Below are 16,540 nucleotides of genomic sequence, written 5' to 3'. Positions count from 1 at the left end.
AACCCGACCGACCCCATGCCCCAGCACCACCAGCACGCCGTCCAGGAGAACTCCCTCATGAACACCACCACCGCTGTCGCCCCGCTCACCACCCAGGACGCCGACGCGCTCATCGCCGCGGCCCAGCGTGCCGCCGAGGCCGCAGGCGTCACCATCAGCGTCACCGTCCTGGACGCGGGCGGCCATCTGCTCGCCTTCCGGCGGGACGACCGCGCCGTGCTGATCTCCGGCGAGACCAGCACCCGCAAGGCCTTCACGGCTCTCCAGCTGAACGCGCCCACCGCCGACCTGGTCGACGCGGTGCAGCCCGGGGGCCTCTTCCACACGCTGCCGACCGCGCTCGACCGGCCGCTGCTGTTCATCGCCGGCGGCGTTCCGGTGCACCGCGACGGCCGTCTGATCGGCGCGATCGGCGTGGGCGGCGGCGCACCGGAGCAGGACCACGGTTTCGCCACGGCCGCCCTGGAGACCCTTGCCTGACCATGCCTCTGCGGCACAACGATGAGGGCTCCCCGGTTTCCGGGGAGCCCTCATGGTCGTATCGAGGCTCTTCAGCCCGCCGCGACCGTGACCGGCGCGAACCGCCGGCTCCAGTCTCCGGGCAACTCGGTGATCCCGTACGACATCACCGAGTTGAAGGCGATGGATTCCAGGCCACGCTCCTTCACCCACGCGAGGAGCTCTTCGTGCCGCACATCGATGTCCGTGCGCAGCGGACGGTCGGTGCGGGCGGCAAGAGAGGCGATGAGCGCCTGCGCCACCGACGTGTCGCGTGCGATGAGCGGCCCCACGACGTGAGTGTCCATGTTGGGCCAGGCACCCGCGTACCCGATGATCCGCCCGCCCTCCTCGGCCACGCGCAACTGGTCGGCGAAGGCGGGGAGTCGGGTGACGATATGGGTGCGGTCGGTCCCGAAAACCTGCTCGTCGAGCCGGAGGATCGCGGTGAGGTCCTCGGCGGTCGCCGGGCGCGTGGCGACTCTCGGCTCCGGCCCGCCGGGAGTGAAGTGCCCGCGGACCATCTCGGCCCGCCCGGTGACCTTGAAGCCGAGCTCCTCGTAGAGGGGGCGGCCGTACGGCGTGGCATGCAGGGTGAGGGGGGTGGCGCCCATCGCCGAGACGACGTGACGCATCAGCCGGCGTCCCACGCCCTGCCGGGCATGCCGTCCGGCGACCAGGACCATGCCGATCGCGGCGAGGGCGGGGTCCTGCGGTCCGTACTCGGTGACGACGCAGGCGCTGATCAGGCCGCCGTCAGGGTCGTCGATGCCGTAACCCTTTCCGGCCGTAAGAAGAAAACCCCACTTGTGCTCCTCCCGTGGCCACCCCCGGTCCTCGGACAAGTCGGCGCAGGCCGCTTGGTCGCGGAGCGTCAGACGTCGGATGGGCAGGGAGGCAAGAGAAGGAGTCGGCACGCAGGTCAGGCTGTCCGACGCGGGCCCCTGGCGTCCACCTCTTTCGGTGGAGACGTACGAGCTTTTGGCCAGTTGTCGCCACCCGTACACGGCGTGGGCCGGTGCTGGATGTTTCACGTGAAACGCGTAAGAACACCGCGTGTCCGATCGGTGCTGGGAACGGAGCCTCACCGCACCGTAGTTGACCGACTGGATGGTTCGCGCGGTGGCCGCATTCGTGGTGAGGGAAGGGGGGACTTGTGTGCACGGCGGTGGCCGGTAGGGTCGACTCCGGTTCGCATCCGGGACGGGACGCCCCCGTGAGGGCCGAGTGCGGGGCAATGCAGCCTAACGGGACGGAGAGATCGAAGACCCGCGTTTCCGGTTATGCGACGGAAGCGTCCAGGCGGGTGAGAAGCTCGACGAGAGTTACTGCGGCCAATGTCACACTCTCGCCTTACTTGTCCGTACGGGGCCGGAATACGGGTTGAATGTGGCCGCATTGGCCGCGACAAGGATGGGAACGCAGACCGTCCACGGGGGAAAGCAGGCACCTTCCGACTGGGAAGTGCGCAGACCGACCGAAAGATGCTCGAGGCGAGGCACACCATGGACGCTCCGACCACCACGTCGGCCGACAACGGCACTTCTGGCGGCGGGGGCGGCTGGTTCACACCCCGCAAGGACCCGACGACGGCGCCGGAAGACGACGCCAGGACGCCCGACAGGACGGCAGAAGGGCGTCGACCGGCCGCGATACGCCCGGTGGGCAGGCCGGGAACCGTCCCGGAAGGCCCGGCGGACGGCACATCCGCGGCGCCCGGCTCGACGCCCGGCAGTGTGAGCACCGGTGGGCCGGAGCAAGAGCGTGAGGCACCGGATCCGATAGCGACGCCCGCCCGTCACGCCGCGCAGCACGCGCCTTCCCCCATGGTCTCCAGCCTCGCCGGCGCCACATCGCCGGGCCCCGCACCCACTGCACTGACCCCCGCGCCCTTCGCCTCCACGCTGGCTCCGCCCCCAACTGCCGCTGCCGAGCAGCATGTCTCCGCCCAGCGGCACGCCCCGGTGTCGTCCCCGGAAGAGGCCGCCACCGCCCCGGCCGAAGAGGGCTCCCCGGACGCCCTGCTCATCCGCCGCGCCATGGCCGAGGTGGCCCCGGTCGCGGACAAGGTCACGTCGTACTTCTATGCCCTGCTCTTCGTCCGCCACCCCGACCTGCGGTCGCTGTTCCCGGCCGCGATGGACACCCAGCGGGACCGGCTGCTCAGAGCGCTGCTCACGGCCGCCGAGCACATCGACAACAAGGAAGTCCTCGTCGACTACTTGCAGAATCTCGGCCGGGGGCACCGGAAGTACGGGACGAGGGCCGAGCATTATCCGGCCGTCGGCGAGTGCCTCATCGGTGCATTGAGCAAGTACGCCGCCGGGGTGTGGAACGCGGAGATGGAGGCGGCCTGGGTCAGGGCCTACACCACGATCTCCCAGGTCATGATCGACGCGGCGGCCGCGGACGAGCTGCGCGCCCCGGCCTGGTGGTACGCCGAGATCGTCACGCACGACCTGAGAACCCCGGACGTCGCGGTCGTCACTGTCCGGCCCGACCAGCCATACCCCTTCCTCGCTGGGCAGTACACGAGCGTGGAGACGCCTTGGTGGCCCCGGATCTGGCGGCACTACTCCTTCGCCTCGGCGCCCCGATCCGACGGTCTGCTGTCATTCCACGTGAAGGCCGTTCCGGCGGGATGGGTCTCCAATGCCCTGGTGCACCGCGCCCGCCCCGGTGACATCATCCGGCTCGGCCCACCCGCCGGTTCCATGACCGTGGACCACACCACCGAGAGTGGTCTGCTCTGCCTGGGCGGCGGTACGGGCATAGCGCCCATCAAGGCCTTGGTCGAGGATGTCGCCGAGCACGGGGACCGCCGGCCGGTCGAGGTCTTCTACGGCGCCCGCACGGACCACGACCTGTACGACATCGACACCATGCTCCGCCTCCAGCAGAGCCACCCCTGGCTCTCGGTCCGGGCGATCATCGACCAGCAGGCGAACCAGCAGCTGCCGGACGCGATACGTGCCTATGGGCCGTGGAACGAGTTCGACGCCTACCTCTCGGGGCCGCCCGGGATGATCCGCAGCGGTATGAACGCCCTGAGGGACGTCGGTATCCCGTCGGATCGCATACGGCACGACTCCGTCGAGGAACTGGTCGCGGCCGGAAGCTGACCAGGTGTCTCAGCCCAGATCGGGCGCGTGCATGGCGAGTACGCCCTCGATGTTGCCGTCCAGGTAGTGGCGCAGTGACAGCGGCACGAGATGGACGGACGCGATTCCGACGCGGGTGAAGGGCACACGCACGATCTCGTACTCGCCGACCGGCTCGTCCACCTCGGGGCCATGGCGCAGGGAGGGGTCCATGGACTCCAGGCGGCAGACGAAGAAGTGCTGCACCTTCACACCGGTCGCGCCGCCGTCCTCCCCGATGTGCTCCATGGTGTCCACGAAGCAGGGCACCACATCGGTGATCTTGGCGCCGAGTTCCTCGTACACCTCGCGGTGCAGGGCGTCGATGACGGTCGAGTCGCTGGGCTCGACCCCGCCACCGGGGGTGAGCCAGTAGGGATCCACACCCGGTTTGGTGCGCTTGATCAAGATCAGGTCGGCACCGTCCAGCAGAACGGCGCGGGCGGTGCGCTTGACCACGGGTCGGACGGTCATGAGTGAAATGTGGCCCGGCTGGTTCCACGTGAAACATCGCGAAACGTCACCGGCCGAGCTCCCAGAGTGAGGCCCGGTCCCGAGCGCCCCGCTACCGACGCCGAGGTGCCCCGGGTGCCCTCACGAGGGCACCCTCGGCACTCCCCGTCAGGGCGCACTGGAAACCAACGTCACCGCAGCTCGGAGCCGGTCGAGGAGGGACTCAGCACCAGTCGGCCGAAGCCCGCTGCAACCACTCGTGGGCCCGAGCGATGTGGGGCATCGCCAGCGTCCCGGTTCGGACCACCAGAAAGTATGTCCGCAGCGGTGGCACCGTCGGCTCGTGCAGGGCGACGACCTCGCCCCGCTCCAGCGCCGGCGCACACAGATAGCGGGGCAGCACCGCCAGGCCGGCGCCGGCGGCGGCGCAGGCCAGGACCGCACGCAGGTCGGGGACGATCACGGTGCCCGGGGCGGCCGGGTGCGAGTCGAAGACGGAGGCCCAGTAGCGGGAGACGAAGGGCAGCGACTCGTGCACCTCCACCACGGGCACCTTCTCGAGGGCCGGTTCCGGTTTGCGGCCCGGTTGCCCGGTACCGATCTCCTCGGCCCAGCGCGGAGCGGCGACCAGGACGTGCTCCTCGTCGCAGAGCGCAGTCGCCGTGAGCAGGGCGCCTCGCGGCTGGGCCGTGCTGATGGCCAGATCGTGATGCCCGGCGGAAAGCCCTTCCAGGGTTTCTTCGGCCGTCCCGAAGGAAGCGCGCAAGGCGAAGCCCTGACCGTCCTCACCGGTCAGCTCCGTGAGGGCGGGCAGGGCTCGTTCGGCGGTGAACTCCGGAGGACCTGCGAGGTGCAGTGTCCGTAAGGAGGAGTCGTCGTCGAGGCCGGTCTCGGTGATCTCCACCAGGGCGTCGAGGTGGGGCGCGGCCTTGTGGGCGAGTTCGTCGCCGATGCTCGTCGGGGTCACGCCGCGGGCCTGCCGGAGGAACAGGGGGCGGCCCAGCTGCCGTTCCAGCGTGCGTATCTGCGAGGTGACGGCGGGCTGGGAAAGACCGAGCAGGGCGGCGGCGCGGGTGAAGGAGCCGGCCCGGTGCACGGTCACGAAGGTCCGCAGCAAGGCCAGATCCACCGCACACTCCCCTCTCCGGCCTCCGCTACCCGCCCACGGCCCTGCTCAACTATAAATAAGTCGATAGGTCTCTGTCGCTACCGTGATTGGACACTGACAGAGAGTCAACTAGCCTTGGTCGCGCGGTTCTTGCGCGCGGAACCGGAGGACGGTCCGAGCCACGAGGGGGGAGGCTCGGACCGTCCGTGGGGATGGTCAGTCAGCCGACGCTTCCAGCGCACGCAGCACGTCCGCCACCAGGTCCTCCGGGTCCTCGGCACCGACCGACAGGCGGATGAAGCCCTCGGGCACCGCATCCCCGCCCCAGCGCCCCCGCCGTTCGGCCGTGGACCGCACCCCGCCGAAGCTCGTCGCGTCGTCCACGAGCCGTAGCGCGTCGAGAAAGCGGTCGGCACGCGCGCGCGTGGGCAGCGTGAACGACACCACGCAGCCGAAGCTCCGCATCTGCCGCGCGGCGATCTCGTGCGAGGGATCGTCAGGGAGACCCGGGTAGCGCAGCCCCGTCACCTCGGGCCGCTCGCGCAGCGCCTCGGCGACCGCCAGGGCCGTCGCGCTCTGCCGGTCGACCCGCATCTGGAGCGTCGCGACCGAACGGTGCGCCAGCCAGGCCTCCATGGGCCCCGGAATCGCACCGACGATCTTGCGCCAGCGGCGCACGGCGGCCATCGCCTCGGCGTCCCGGCCGACGACATACCCCAGGAGGACGTCACCGTGGCCGGTGAGCTGCTTGGTGCCGCTGGCCACCGCGAAGTCGGCACCGAGCTCCAGCGGACGCTGACCGAGCGGCGTCGCGAGGGTGTTGTCCACGGCCACCAGGGCACCACGCGCGTGTGCCGCCTCGGCGAGCCGCCCGATGTCACACACGTCGAGCCCGGGGTTCGACGGCGTCTCGATCCACAGCAGACTCGCACCGTCGAGGACATCGAGCTGGGCGTCGCCGCCCGTCGGCGCGGTCCGCACCTCGATGCCGTACGCCTCCAGCTGGGCACGGACCAGCGGCAGCGCCTGGTAGCCGTCGTCGGGCAGGACGCACACATCGCCGGTGCGCAGCTGGGAGAAGAGCACCGCCGAGATCGCGGCCATGCCCGACGCGAAGACGAGCGTCTCGGCATCGTCACGGCCTGGTGCCTCCAGTTCGCCGACGGCGCGCTCCAGCAGCGTCCAGGTCGGGTTCTCGTCGCGGCCGTAGGTGTAGGGGCCGGTCGGATCGCCCGGCAGATGGAAGTGGGCGGCGAACACCGGGCCGGGCAGGGTGGGCTCGTGCTTGACCGGCTCGGGCAGCCCGGCCCGCACCGCTCGCGTGCCGTCACCGGTCCCCGCGCCTGCCCGTCCCGCGGTGCCCGTCACGTCGTCGACGGCGCCCGTCGCCCCACCCTCGTCATCCGTCGCGGAATCGCTCATGCCACCCGTCCCTCCACGTCCTTGCGCACGGCGGCGAGCAGGCCGGTGCTCGCCGCCTCCACCATCTCAAGGCACTCCTCGAAGCCGTCCGTGCCCCCGTAGTAGGGGTCCGGTACGTCGAGATCGTCGCCGGCGGCAGGATCGTAGGAGCGGAGCAGTCGTACCTTCCGGGCGTCCTGCTCCGTCTGCGCGAGGCGGCGCAGCGCCCCGAGGTGGCCGGAGTCCAGGGCGATCACCAGGTCGAGGCGGGAGAACCAGGACGGCTGGAACTGCCGGGCCGTGTGGCCGCCGGCGTAGCCGTTGTCCTCCAGGACGGCCACCGTGCGCGGGTCGGCGCCGTCGCCCTCGTGCCAGCCGCCCGTGCCGGCGCTGTCGACCTCCACCAGCTCGTCGAGACCGGCCTCCGTCACGCGAGCGCGGAAGACGATCTCGGCCATCGGGGACCGGCAGATGTTGCCCGTGCAGACGAAGCAGACGCGGTACGTCATGTCTGCTCAGTCCCCGTCGGGCAGGACGACGTGCAGCGCCCAGGAGACGACCGAGATGATCAGGCCGCCCAGAACGGCCGTCCAGAAGCCCTCCACGTGGAAGCTCAGGTCGAGCTTGTCCGCCAGCCACGAGGTGAGAAGCAGCATCAGCGCGTTGACGACCAGCGTGAACAGGCCGAGCGTCAGTATCAGAAGCGGCAGGCTGAGGAGCTTGACCAGCGGCTTGACCAGGAAGTTCACCAGGCCGAAGAGCAGCGCGACGACAATCAGGGTGCCGATCTTCTTGCCCGTGCTGTCACCGGTCAGGGTGATCTTGTCGAGCAGCCATACGGCGACGGCCAGGGCGCCCGCGTTGGCGATCGTCTTGACTACGAAATTCATCATGTGTCTGATCGTGGCAGACCTGATCGGACACGGGCACAAGAGGCAGGGGCGGACAAGGCGATGAAGGCATTCCGGCTGGATGAACTGGAGGCGGAGCGCGCCGCCAACGAGGGCGCCTACCTGCAGTTTCTGCGGGAGCAGAACATGTCGGTCGGTCTGTACGCCCTGGACGCGGGCGAGCAGGATCCACAGAAGCCGCACAATCAGGACGAGGTCTACTTCGTTGTGAGCGGCCGTGCCGCGATCACCGTCGGCCTGGAGACGACCCAGGTGGCGCGCGGCAGTGTGATCTACGTGCCGGCGGGCGTCGCGCACAAGTTCCACCACATCACCGAGGACCTGAGGGTACTGGTGGTCTTCTCTCCGCCCGAGAGGTGACGGACCGCCTCAGGGTTCCCTAGGGGATCGGTCAGGGGAGGACAAGGGGTGCGAGGCCCCCGTTCGACCCCTCCCGGACCTAGCATCGAGTGCAGGACATCAGAGATCCAGAAGGACCGACAGGGCCCGGCACTCGAACGGGTGGGAAGGTAAGGACGAGGGCGATGCGAGAGATCTTCACGGGACTGCCGTGGTGGGTGAAGTGGATCGCGGTGCCGGTCATCGCCCTGGTCGTGTTCGGAGGGCTGATCGCCAGTGTGGTCGGCTTCGTCATCGGACTGCTCTTCAAGGTGCTGGTCTTCGTTGCCCTGGTCGGTGGACTGATCTACGTCGTACGGAAGTTCACTTCGAGCTCCTCGTCGCGCAGCGACTGGTGAGACCGGAGGGAAACCGGTGGGGGTAGCGGGATACACCAGGAATCACCCGTTCCCTCGGGGGAGGGAAGTTTCCCGTCCGGACCGTCTGCGTGCGGTGGCAGACGAATAGAGTCCGGAACTCGACGCGGGGACTTCCCCGCGAGCGGCATTCACCCCACCCGTGTTCCTCCGCACGGTCTGCCCCCTCGCGCTTCGGGAGAGACCCTTGGCCCCGGCTGACACCGCACCCGTCCAGCTCCACACCGTCCCCGCGCAACCGCGCTCGGCGGCGCCGCCCGGGCCACCGCCCCCCTCCGCGTCGCCGCTTCCGCCTCCGCCGACCCTCATCGGCTCCGTGCAGCGGGCGATGCGCCTGCTGGAGACCGTCGCCGTACACGAGTACGGCGCCCCGGCCAAACAGCTGGCCCGCGAGACCGGTTTGGCGCTGCCCACGACGTACCACCTGCTGCGCACGCTCGTGCACGAGGGCTATCTGCGCCGGGACAAGGGCCTGTTCTTCCTCGGTGAGGCGGCCGAGCGGCTGAGCAGCAGCGGGGCGCGGCAGAAACGTCGCAGCACGGTCGTCGACGCGCTCGCGCACTGGCGGGACGTCCTGGGCGTGCCCGTGTACTACGCGGTGTACCGCGAGGGCGAGATCGAGGTCATGTGCGTCTCCGACACCCCGGGCAACCCGGCGGTCGAGGAGTGGGCGGACTTCCGTGAGACCGGGCACGCGCACGCCATCGGGCAGTGCCTGCTGTCCCAGCTGGACGAGGAAGCACGCCGTGACCACCTCGACCGCTACCCGGTGCAGCCCCTCACGCCGTACACGGTGCGCGACAACCACAGTCTGCTCCGGCGTCTGGAGCGGATCCGGCGGATGGAACCCGTGACCGAGCGTCAGGAGTACGCCCTGGGCGCGGTGTGCGCCGCCATCCCGCTCACCCTCGGCACCACGGCCGCGACGATGGCGATCTCCCTGCCCGCACACCAGGCCGACCGACTGCTCCCCGCAGCCCGTCAGTTGCAGACCGAGATCGGACGGATGCTCGGCTCGCTCGCGCTCTCTATCAGTATGTGAAAACTCACTCCTTGTGATCTGCTGTGTACGTTCAGCAAGATTCCACAAGTGTCAGAGGTTCGTTCCCGGCCAGTCACGGCGAATGACGGGGTTATCGATGCGCGAGTCCGTACAAGCAGAGGTCATGATGAGCTTTCTCGTGTCCGAGGAGCTCTCCTTCCGCATTCCCGTGGAGCTGCGCTATGAGTCCAGTGATCCCTATGCCGTCCGGCTGACTTTTCACTTGCCCGGTGATGCCCCGGTGACATGGGCTTTCGGCCGGGAGTTGCTGATCGACGGGGTCGGCCGGCCGTGCGGGGAGGGTGATGTGCGGGTCACGCCCGTCGAACCCGACGCGTTGGGCGAGGTGTTGATCCGGCTTCAGGTGGGCAGCGACCAGGCGTTGTTCCGGTCGTCGACGGCACCGCTCGTCGCTTTCCTGGACCGTACGGACAAGCTGGTGCCGCTGGGCCAGGAGGGCTCGCTCGCCGACTTCGACGCGCACCTCGACGAGGCCCTGGACCGCATCCTCGCCGAGCAGGGCGCTGGTTGAGGCATGGGCCGGCGGCACGGTGGAGTAACGCTTCACCGGATGCCGTCGAGCTATGCAGGAACGCTTCTTCCTGCGATCTTCGTATGACCGGGCGATCTTCACGCGGTCTGAGGCGGGAGAGACGAAGCGGTCCGAGGCGGTCGAGACGAGACGCTCGGGGCCAACGGGTCGGACGCAGGGGTGCCACGTCGAGGACTGGGCCCCGCGCATGAAGGACCAGGTTCCGAACGGAGGACCAGATTCCGCATGGAGGGCAGGGGCGCTGCGCCGAGGGCCGGGGTGTCGCCCGAGTGTCCAGGCCCCGCATCAAACGCCGGGCGTCCAAGCCCGCATCAGGCGCCGGGAGTCCAGGCGCGCGCCAGTTGCCGGGGCACCCGCTCGCGCCAGTTGCCGGGGCCCACGCCGTCGCAGGCGTCCGCAGCGCGGAGGCGTCAGCGCTTGCGGCGTCGGCCCCTCCCCCCGCGCGCCGGGACCGCGGAGGCCTCCAGGGCGGGCTCCGTGCCGGGCCGGTCGGCCGAGACCACCAGCGCCGCCAGGGCCGTGGTGACCGGCACCGAGGCGACCAGGCCGATCGAACCGACCAGCGTGCGCACGATCTCCTGCGCGACCAGCTCGCTGTTGGCGACCGTCCCCACACTGCTCTGCGCGATCGAGAACAGCAGCAGCAGTGGCAGGGCGGCACCCGCGTAGGCGAGGACGAGCGTGTTGACGACCGAGGCGATGTGGTCGCGGCCGATCCGGATGCCCGCTCGGTAGAGCCCGCGCCACCCCATCGACGGATTGGCCTCGTGCAGTTCCCAGACCGCCGAGGTCTGGGTGACCGTCACGTCGTCGAGCACGCCCAGCGAACCGATGATGATGCCGGCGAGCAGCAGACCGCTCATGTCGATCGTCGGGTAGAGACCGTGGATCAGGCCGGTGTTGTCGTCGGTGTTGCCGGTGAGCGCGGCCCAGTCGATGAACACCGAGCCGAGGATGCCGATCAGCAGCAACGAGATGAGGGTGCCCAGCACTGCCACGGATGTCCGGGCGGACAGACCATGACAGAGGTACAGGGCGATGAGCATGATGGCGCTCGCGCCCACCACCGCCACGACCAGCGGGTTCGAGCCCTGCAGGATCGCGGGCAGGATGAAGAAGTTCAGCACCATGAAGCTGATGGCCAGTGCGACCAGCGCCATGACACCCCGCAGCCGCCCGACGACCACGACGGCGACGGCGAAGATGCCGGCGAGCAGAGCCATGGGCAGCCGACGGTTGACGTCGGTGACCGAGTACTGCAGGTCCTTCGGAGCCGACGGTTCGTAGGCGACGACGACCTTCTGACCTTCGTGCAGCTGCCGGGACTGGTCGGGCTGGACGATCTCGGTGAACGTACGGCCCTTGTCGTCGCCGCTGTCGACCCGGATCGTCGCCCGCTTGCAGGTGCCCTGCTCCTGCTGCACCGCGGAGGAACCCTCAGCGGTGGAGGTGTCGCCGGTCGGCGGAACGCCCGAAGCTCCGGCCTCCTTGCAGCTCACCTCGACCACCTTGGTGACCGTGGCGTCCTGCGTCTGCCGGTCGAAGCCGACGCCGGTGCGCTCGTGAGCCGGGGCGCCGCCGGGCCACAGCACGACGAGACCGACCAGCACCGCTGCGGCGAACGGGATCAGGACCGCCGCGATGACCTTGCGCAGGTGCATGGAGACGGGCGTGGCCGGACCGTGGCTGTGCGAATGCCCGTGGCCGCCGCCCGGGGCGGGACCGTGCCCGTGCCCGTCATCCCCGCCCCGACCATTCCCGTCAGCGCCACCGTGACCGTGCCCGTCACCTCCGCCATGACCATTACCGTCACCGCGCCCGTCGCCTCCGCTACGGCCATTCCCGCCGCCGGCACCGTGCCCGTGGCCATGCCCGTCGCCGCCACCGGGGCCACCGGGGCCACCGGGGCCACCGGGGCCATGGCCGGGGCCCTGGCCGCCCGTGGGAGCACCGGGACCACCGTGACCACCGGACGAACCAGCACCCGGGCCGCCACCGAAGCCCCGTCCGTACTCACCGCCGCCCGAGGGGCCGAAACGCCCGTCGCGCCCCTCACGCCCGTATCCGGGCCCGGGACCCTGCCCCTTGGCTTGCCCCTGCCCGCCTCCGGCGGCGACATCATGGCCGTCACCACGGCCATTGCCGTTTCCGGCGCCGGACCCGCGGGGCGGCTCGGGCGGTGGGTAGGGGGGACGCTGCGTCGTGGTCACCGACCGATCATCGCAAGAACGAGGGGGGCCCTCTGTTCACCGCGCCAGAATTGCCGCTAGCGTGGAGGCACCTTTTGTACACGCGGGAGCTCGGAGCACCGGGCTGAGAGGGCGCTGACCTCCGTCCCAGCGATGTTTCACATGAAACATCGCCGGAGTCGAGTGATGTTTCACACGAAACATCGCCGGACGGAAACCGCTGCGTCGACCGCCGAACCTGTTACCGGGTAATGCCGGCGTAGGGAGTAGGTCTGATGACCAACAAGGACGCACGCACGCCTGCCTCCGTTCAGGACGAGAAGTCCGAGGAGGCCGGGAAGTCCATCGGCTGGCACAAGGCGTACATCGAGGGCACCCGCCCCGACCTGCGCGTGCCGGTCCGTCAGGTGCACCTCACCAACGGCCAGTCGGTCACGCTGTACGACACGTCGGGCCCGTACACCGATCCGCTCGTCGACACCGACGTCCGCAGGGGCCTGTCGCCGCTGCGCGAGAACTGGATCATCGCCCGCGGCGACACCGAGGAGTACGCGGGCCGCCCCGTCCGCCCCGAGGACGACGGCATCAAGCACACCTCGCCCCGTGGCGGCCTCCGCAACCTGGACGCCGTCTTCCCCGGCCGGCCGCGTCAGCCGCGCCGCGGCAGGGAGGGCCAGGCGGTTACGCAGCTTGCGTACGCCCGCCGAGGAGAGATCACGCCCGAGATGGAGTACGTCGCCATCAGGGAGAACGTGGCGCCCGAGGTCGTACGCGACGAGATCGCCGCGGGCCGGGCCGTACTGCCGGCCAACGTCAACCACCCGGAGATCGAGCCGATGATCATCGGCAAGCGGTTCCTGGTGAAGGTCAACGCCAACATCGGCAACTCGGCCGTGACGTCCTCCATCGAGGAGGAGGTCGAGAAGATGACCTGGGCGACCCGCTGGGGCGCCGACACGGTCATGGACCTGTCCACCGGCCGCAACATCCACACCACGCGCGAGTGGGTCCTGCGCAACTCCCCCGTCCCCATCGGCACCGTGCCGCTCTACCAGGCGCTGGAGAAGGTCGACGGCCGGGCCGAGGAACTGACCTGGGAGATCTACAAGGACACGGTCATCGAGCAGGCCGAGCAGGGCGTGGACTACATGACGGTCCACGCGGGCGTGCGCCTGGCGTACGTTCCGTTGACCGCGAACCGCAAGACCGGCATCGTCTCCCGCGGCGGCTCGATCATGGCCGCCTGGTGCCTCGCGCACCACAAGGAGTCGTTCCTGTACGAGAACTTCGAGGAACTCTGCGAGATCCTCACCGCGTACGACGTCACGTACTCGCTCGGGGACGGCCTCAGGCCCGGATCGATCGCTGACGCCAACGACGAGGCGCAGTTCGCGGAGCTGCGCACGCTCGGGGAACTCAACCGGATCGCGAAGCGTTTCAACGTACAGACCATGATCGAGGGCCCGGGCCACGTCCCGATGCACAAGATCAAGGAGAACATCGACCTTCAGCAGGAGATCTGCGATGAAGCTCCGTTCTATACGCTCGGCCCGCTGACCACGGACGTCGCGCCGGCGTACGACCACATCACCTCCGGCATCGGTGCCGCGATGATCGCCTGGTGGGGCACGGCGATGCTCTGCTACGTCACGCCCAAGGAACACCTGGGCCTGCCGAACCGTGACGACGTCAAGACCGGCGTCATCACCTACAAGATCGCCGCCCACGCAGCCGACCTCGCCAAGGGACACCCGGGTGCGCAGGAATGGGACGACGCGCTGTCCGACGCCCGTTTCGAGTTCCGGTGGGAGGACCAGTTCAACCTGGCCCTCGACCCGGACACGGCACGGGAGTTCCACGACGAGACCCTGCCCGCCGAGCCCGCCAAGACGGCTCACTTCTGCTCGATGTGCGGTCCCAAGTTCTGCAGCATGAAGATCTCGCAGGACATCCGCCGTGAACACGGCGGCACACGGACCGAGATCGAGGAGGGCATGGCCCTGAAGTCGAAGGAGTTCGCGGCGAGCGGGAATCGCGTATACCTGCCCATCGCGGACTGACCCGGCCCAGCACAGGCCCGGGGGCCGATGGTCCCCTGGCCTGTGGGCCCCCGCTCGGGTCCCCCCCCCGCTCAGGCCCCCGCTCAGGTCCGCCGGCTTGGGTCCGCCCGCTCGGACGGGCTCCGACGGTGTTACTCCGGCTGGTGCTCCGGCCCTCCGAAGTCCGGGCTGGTGTAGTCCGGGCTGCTGAAGCTGGGGCGCGAGCCGCGGTCGCCGTCGTCCGGGCTGGTGAACCCCGGGCGGCCGTAGCCGAGGTGCGGCATGCGGCTGACCGGCGTGGACGAGGGCGTGTGGTGCAGTGCTGCCGCCGCGCCGGGGTCGACGAGGGCCTCCCTCAGGAAGGGCACGATGCCACGTTCCAGCAGGGCCTCGTGCCAGGCCTCCTTGGCCTGGGCCACCTCGCCCTGCAGTTCGCCGTACGGTCCGCCTTCGGCCGTGGGCTTGTTCCGCAGGGCCGTGAGCAGCAGCCCCACCGCCGCGACGAGGATCGCCACCGCGGTCACGGCGCCGAACACCCAGCCCGTGGTGAGCATGGTCCGGGCGAATCCCTGCTCCGGGTCGAGCATCCGCAGGATGTAGCCGACGAGCAGGAAGATCGCCGCGGCCGTTCCGGCCAGGACGGGCGCGAGGACGGCGACGACGGCGACGGCGCCCGCGCCGGCGGTCTCGGCGACCCCGTTCATGGTGGCGGCGAGCCCCGACGCGCCCGTGCCCGGCTCGGCGGAACCGGACTCGCGCACGGCCTGCGAGCCGGCCGACGCCGGCTGTCGCAGCTCGTCGCGGACCTTGACGTAGTGCTGGTACTCGGTCGAAGCGGCCGCCGTGATGAGTGCGGTCGCGTTCAGCGCCATGGTGCGCAGTTGTTCGGGGTTGAGCCGCTGACCGACAGCGGCCAGTTCGGGACGGTGTGGTGCGGAGCGCAGCGCCTCATCGAGGATCCGCTCGTATTCCTGGCGGTCCTCGCTCAGCAGGTGCTGCGGAACGCTGTTCATGTGCATCCCCCGATGCTCCGTAGGGCTTGGGGCTCGGCATGCTGACGAGCCGTCGGGCAGAAACGGAGGGGAGCCTGCTACGGATAAGCAGATGGTAGAGCGGTGACGGTATGCGGTGACAGGGGGTTTACCGAAATTGACCCCTCACCGGCCCAGTCCTCCGAAGGGGAACGCCTGCCCGGTGAACGTTCACGTATCCAGCGGCAGTTGCTGGACCAGTAGCTTTCCGGCCATGGTCACGCCACCATCCATCGCGATGGCGAGTCCGTCGGCGTAGACGTGCGGTCCCTCGATCACGGGGTCGCGGTTGTCCTCGTCCTCCTCGGAGCCGACCTCGCCCAGCAGATACGGAATCGGGCTGTGCCCGTGAACGATGCGGGTGCCCCCGTACGTATCGAGCAGGGAGCGCACGGCGTCCGCGCCGCCCTCGTCGCGGAAGGAGAACCGCTTGGTGAACTTGCGGAACAGGTCCCAGACCTCGTCCGCGTCGTTGCGGGTGATCGTCTCGCGGACGGTGTCGTTGACCTCTTCGATGGAGCGGCCGTAGTCGAGATAGGCGGTGGTGTCGGAGTGGACGAGCAGGTGACCGTCGACCTCCTCGATGGCGTCAAGACGCGACATCCACTGCAGGTGATGGTCCTGGAGGCGGTCCATGTCGGTCTTCTGGCCGCCGTTGAGGAGCCACGCCGCCTGGAAGGTGGCGGTGCCCGCGCCGGAGTTGACGGGAGTGTCGCCGAACCGCTTGGCGCCGAGCAGCAGCAGCTCGTGGTTGCCCATGAGCGCCTTGCAGTAGCCGCCGGCCGCGGCGGCCTCGGCGGACAGCCGCATCACGAGATCGATGACGCCGATGCCGTCCGGCCCGCGGTCGGTGAAGTCGCCGAGGAACCACAGCCGGGCGGTGCCCGCGCACCAGTTCCCGGCGGCGTCGAGCAGGCCCTTCTCCTGGAGGGCCGACACCAGCTGGTCGAGGTAGCCGTGCACGTCACCCACGACGTACAGCGGGCCCTGCCCGGTGGTGGCCTGCGGGGCGGTGGCGGTCTCGGGGTCCACGGTCACCTGGACAGTGTCACCCCGGTTGATGACGGGAAGGTCGCGCTCGGTCGGCGTGTACCCCTCGGGGTAGGCCTCCTCGGGCGGCGGGGCGACGTCACCGGGGTGGACGCTGTGGACGTACGGACCGGTCTCGTGGACGTACGCGGGCACCCGGAAGTCGCGCAACGTCGCCGTCCGCTCCACCTCGGGTCCCTGACCGGCCCCCTGAGTCATCGACCCCTCCACCATCGCGCCGCGTTGCACCGCATCGGACTGCCTGGTCGTAGCGGCCCGCGGGTGTCGTGGGCCCATCATAGGAATGCGGATCGCGCCATGTGATGACCCAGGGGTGGTGAATCAGAGCAAGAGTCCAGTTCACCGCGGCTTTCGCCCCGATTGGGCCGGG

General features: G+C 69.6%; 16 protein-coding genes. 7 read left to right on the top strand and 9 right to left on the bottom strand.

The features are described from left to right. The first annotated feature begins 57 nt into the window (after positions 1-57). The gene (locus tag RFN52_RS19985) at positions 58-480 is read left to right on the top strand and encodes a GlcG/HbpS family heme-binding protein (protein ID WP_184847953.1); all 423 of its coding nucleotides are present in this window, start codon (positions 58-60) and stop codon (positions 478-480) included. Positions 481-551: 71 nt separating this feature from the next. Here RFN52_RS19985 and RFN52_RS19980 read toward each other — a convergent pair whose 3' ends face one another. Further along, on the bottom strand, positions 552-1,415 hold the full coding sequence (locus tag RFN52_RS19980) for a GNAT family N-acetyltransferase (RefSeq protein WP_184847952.1): 864 nt from the start codon (positions 1,413-1,415) through the stop codon (positions 552-554). Positions 1,416-1,982: 567 nt separating this feature from the next. On the opposite strand from RFN52_RS19980, the gene RFN52_RS19975 reads away from it, so the two are divergent. Next, a complete protein-coding gene (locus RFN52_RS19975; protein ID WP_374050168.1) occupies positions 1,983-3,620 on the top strand; it encodes a globin domain-containing protein in 1,638 nt (545 codons plus the stop codon). Between the two features lie 9 nt (positions 3,621-3,629). Here the strand turns inward: RFN52_RS19975 and RFN52_RS19970 are convergent, their stop codons facing one another. From RFN52_RS19970 to RFN52_RS19950, 5 genes are all read right to left on the bottom strand, one after another. Then, positions 3,630-4,112 (bottom strand): NUDIX domain-containing protein, encoded by a 483-nt coding sequence (locus RFN52_RS19970; protein WP_102913681.1) that lies wholly within the window; start codon positions 4,110-4,112, stop codon positions 3,630-3,632. A gap of 202 nt (positions 4,113-4,314) precedes the next feature. Then, a complete protein-coding gene (locus RFN52_RS19965; protein ID WP_184847950.1) occupies positions 4,315-5,220 on the bottom strand; it encodes a LysR family transcriptional regulator in 906 nt (301 codons plus the stop codon). 195 nt (positions 5,221-5,415) lie between these two features. Further along, positions 5,416-6,621 carry a cystathionine gamma-lyase gene (locus RFN52_RS19960; RefSeq protein WP_184847949.1) on the bottom strand — a complete coding sequence of 402 codons (1,206 nt, stop codon included), beginning with the start codon at positions 6,619-6,621 and terminating at the stop codon, positions 5,416-5,418. Then, positions 6,618-7,109 carry a low molecular weight protein-tyrosine-phosphatase gene (locus tag RFN52_RS19955; RefSeq protein ID WP_184847948.1) on the bottom strand — a complete coding sequence of 164 codons (492 nt, stop codon included), beginning with the start codon at positions 7,107-7,109 and terminating at the stop codon, positions 6,618-6,620. Before RFN52_RS19955 ends, RFN52_RS19960 begins: the two co-directional genes overlap by 4 nt. Positions 7,110-7,115: 6 nt before the next feature. Next, positions 7,116-7,493: a phage holin family protein gene (locus tag RFN52_RS19950; RefSeq protein ID WP_184847947.1), complete on the bottom strand. Its 378-nt coding sequence runs from the start codon at positions 7,491-7,493 to the stop codon at positions 7,116-7,118. A gap of 60 nt (positions 7,494-7,553) precedes the next feature. Here RFN52_RS19950 and RFN52_RS19945 point away from each other — a divergent pair, with 60 nt between their 5' ends. The 4 genes from RFN52_RS19945 to RFN52_RS19930 all read left to right on the top strand — a co-directional run bounded on the left by RFN52_RS19945 (position 7,554) and on the right by RFN52_RS19930 (position 9,840). Further along, positions 7,554-7,871 (top strand): cupin domain-containing protein, encoded by a 318-nt coding sequence (locus RFN52_RS19945; protein ID WP_062927868.1) that lies wholly within the window; start codon positions 7,554-7,556, stop codon positions 7,869-7,871. A gap of 164 nt (positions 7,872-8,035) precedes the next feature. Next, positions 8,036-8,248 (top strand): DUF5326 family protein, encoded by a 213-nt coding sequence (locus RFN52_RS19940; protein WP_020271174.1) that lies wholly within the window; start codon positions 8,036-8,038, stop codon positions 8,246-8,248. 205 nt (positions 8,249-8,453) lie between these two features. Further along, entirely contained in the window at positions 8,454-9,308 is an 855-nt protein-coding gene (locus tag RFN52_RS19935; RefSeq protein WP_374050167.1) for an IclR family transcriptional regulator, read from the top strand. Between the two features lie 97 nt (positions 9,309-9,405). After that, a complete protein-coding gene (locus RFN52_RS19930; RefSeq protein WP_033309865.1) occupies positions 9,406-9,840 on the top strand; it encodes an SsgA family sporulation/cell division regulator in 435 nt (144 codons plus the stop codon). A gap of 431 nt (positions 9,841-10,271) precedes the next feature. Here the strand turns inward: RFN52_RS19930 and RFN52_RS19925 are convergent, their stop codons facing one another. Next, complete coding sequence (locus RFN52_RS19925) at positions 10,272-12,071, bottom strand: YibE/F family protein (protein WP_311241003.1); 1,800 nt, start codon at positions 12,069-12,071, stop codon at positions 10,272-10,274. A gap of 254 nt (positions 12,072-12,325) precedes the next feature. Between RFN52_RS19925 and thiC the strand changes: the two genes are divergently transcribed. Then, positions 12,326-14,110 carry a phosphomethylpyrimidine synthase ThiC gene (gene thiC / locus RFN52_RS19920; RefSeq protein ID WP_311241002.1) on the top strand — a complete coding sequence of 595 codons (1,785 nt, stop codon included), beginning with the start codon at positions 12,326-12,328 and terminating at the stop codon, positions 14,108-14,110. A 131-nt stretch (positions 14,111-14,241) separates the two neighbouring features. Here the strand turns inward: thiC and RFN52_RS19915 are convergent, their stop codons facing one another. Together RFN52_RS19915 and RFN52_RS19910 are read right to left on the bottom strand one after the other, a co-directional pair. Further along, positions 14,242-15,108: a hypothetical protein gene (locus RFN52_RS19915; protein ID WP_184847945.1), complete on the bottom strand. Its 867-nt coding sequence runs from the start codon at positions 15,106-15,108 to the stop codon at positions 14,242-14,244. Between the two features lie 183 nt (positions 15,109-15,291). Next, a complete protein-coding gene (locus tag RFN52_RS19910; RefSeq protein ID WP_268254253.1) occupies positions 15,292-16,383 on the bottom strand; it encodes a metallophosphoesterase in 1,092 nt (363 codons plus the stop codon). Positions 16,384-16,540: the final 157 nt, after the last annotated feature.

The organism is Streptomyces collinus, from assembly GCF_031348265.1.
Taxonomy (GTDB): Bacteria; Actinomycetota; Actinomycetes; order Streptomycetales; family Streptomycetaceae; genus Streptomyces; species Streptomyces collinus.
Note: the sequence above shows the minus strand (reverse complement) of the source record. Positions and strands in the feature narration are given on the sequence as shown.